We start from the raw sequence: 1806 nt of genomic DNA on the forward strand, positions 1-1806 counted from the left end.
CCCCGGGCGACGCGGTCGACGGCGATCGCGATGTGGAGGAGGACGCTGTTCACGCCGTAGTCGTTGATGTAGTAGCCGCGGGTCTCGAGCTCGGCCAGCTCGGCGCGGACGTCGGCGAGAGCCGACGGCGACATCGAGAGGGTGGTGGCGCCGAGGCCGACGAGGACCACGGCGAGCAGCGGGTCGGCGGCGGCTTCTCCGCAGATCCCGACGGGCTTGCCCAGCGCCGCTCCCGCGCGGCCGACCTCGCCGACGAGGCGGAGCACGGCCGGGTGCCACGGGTCCTGGAACGCCGAGACCGTGCCGAGCATGCGGTCGGCGGCGAGCGTGTACTGGGTCAGGTCGTTGGTGCCGATCGAGGCGAAGTCCGCGACTCCGAGGATGCGGTCGGCGAGCAGGGCGGAGGAGGGGACCTCCACCATCACTCCGGCGGTGCGGATGCCGAGCTCCCGCGCCATCGAGGTGAAGTAGCGGGTCTCGTCCACGGTCGCGACCATCGGCGCCATGACCCAGAGGTCGGCGTCGGTCGCGGCATCGGCCTGGGCGAGGGCGGTGAGCTGGTCGCGGAGGATCTGCTCGCTGGCGCGGAGGGCGCGCAGTCCGCGGAGACCGAGGGCCGGGTTCTCCTCGTGGTCGTCGTTGAGGAAGCTCAGCGGCTTGTCGGCGCCGGCGTCGAGCGCGCGGACGACGACCTTGCGGCCGGGGAACGCAGCGAGCAGGCGCGTGTACTGCTCCGCCTGCTCGGCGACCGAGGGCGCCTCCTTCGCGTCGAGGAAGAGGAATTCGGTGCGGAACAGCCCCACTCCCTCGGCGCCGAGCTCGACCGCGTTCGCAGCGCCGTCGGCCGAGCCGAGGTTCGCGAGCAGCGGCACGGCGTGGCCGTCGGCCAGCGCGCCGGGACCGACCGGTGCGGCGAGCATCTCGGCGCGCTCGGCGATCGAGGACTTCGCGGCGCCGATCTCGGCGTCCGAGGGGTTCACCGTCACGACGCCGGAGGTGGCGTCGAGGATGACGAGCTGGCCGTCCCGCAGGTCGAGGGCGCCGGTGGTGCCGACGATGGCGGTGATCGACTTCTCCCGGGCGAGGATCGCCGTGTGCGAGGTCGGTCCTCCGTCGCTGGTGATCAGACCGAGGACCTTCTCGAGGTCGAGCAGCGCCGTGTCGGCCGGAGCGAGGTCACGGGCGACGAGCACGAACGGCTCGTCCGACTCGGGGACGCCGGGAGCGGCGACGCCGCGCAGGTGCGCCACGACGCGCTGCGAGACGTCGTCGAGGTCGGTCGCGCGCTCGGCCATGTAGCCGCCCATCGCCACGAGCAGGTCGCGGAAGCCGGCGAAGGCCTCGTGCACGGCGCGCTCCGCGGTCTTGCCCCCGGCGATCCGCGCCTTGACGTCGTCCGCGAGGGACGGGTCCTCGGCCATCAGGGCCTGGGCGTCGAGGACGTCCTTCGCCGAGCCGCCGGCCCGCTCGCCGCGGTGGCGGATCGTCGCGGCGGTGGCGGAGAGCGACGAGACGGCGCGCTCCTCCTCCTGGGCGACGCTGCGGGTGCTGGCGGTGTCCTCGGGCTCGGGCAGCGGCTCCGGCATGCGCAGGACCGGCCCGAGGGCCAGCCCGCGTCCCACTCCGGTGCCCTGGAGCTTGGCGGAGGCGTAGGCGGTCTGAGGAGTGGACAGCGTCATGGGTGCTCGTTCCTGTCGTGCGGAGTGCGGGCGGGAGCCGGAGGGGTCCCCGATGCCCCGGGCGACGCGGTCGACGGCGATCGCGATGTGGAGGAGGACGCTGTTCACGCCGTAGTCGTTGATGTAG

General features: G+C 73.5%; 1 protein-coding gene. It reads right to left on the reverse strand.

The features are described 5' to 3' along the window. Window positions 1–1679 (reverse strand): phosphoenolpyruvate--protein phosphotransferase (gene ptsP / locus C5B92_RS16760; RefSeq protein WP_104350620.1); only part of this gene is annotated, 1679 nt, incomplete at its 3' end. Window positions 1680–1806 lie beyond the last annotated feature (127 nt).

Origin of the sequence: Rathayibacter sp. AY1A4, assembly GCF_002930955.1 — a bacterium.
GTDB lineage: Bacteria > Actinomycetota > Actinomycetes > Actinomycetales > Microbacteriaceae > Rathayibacter.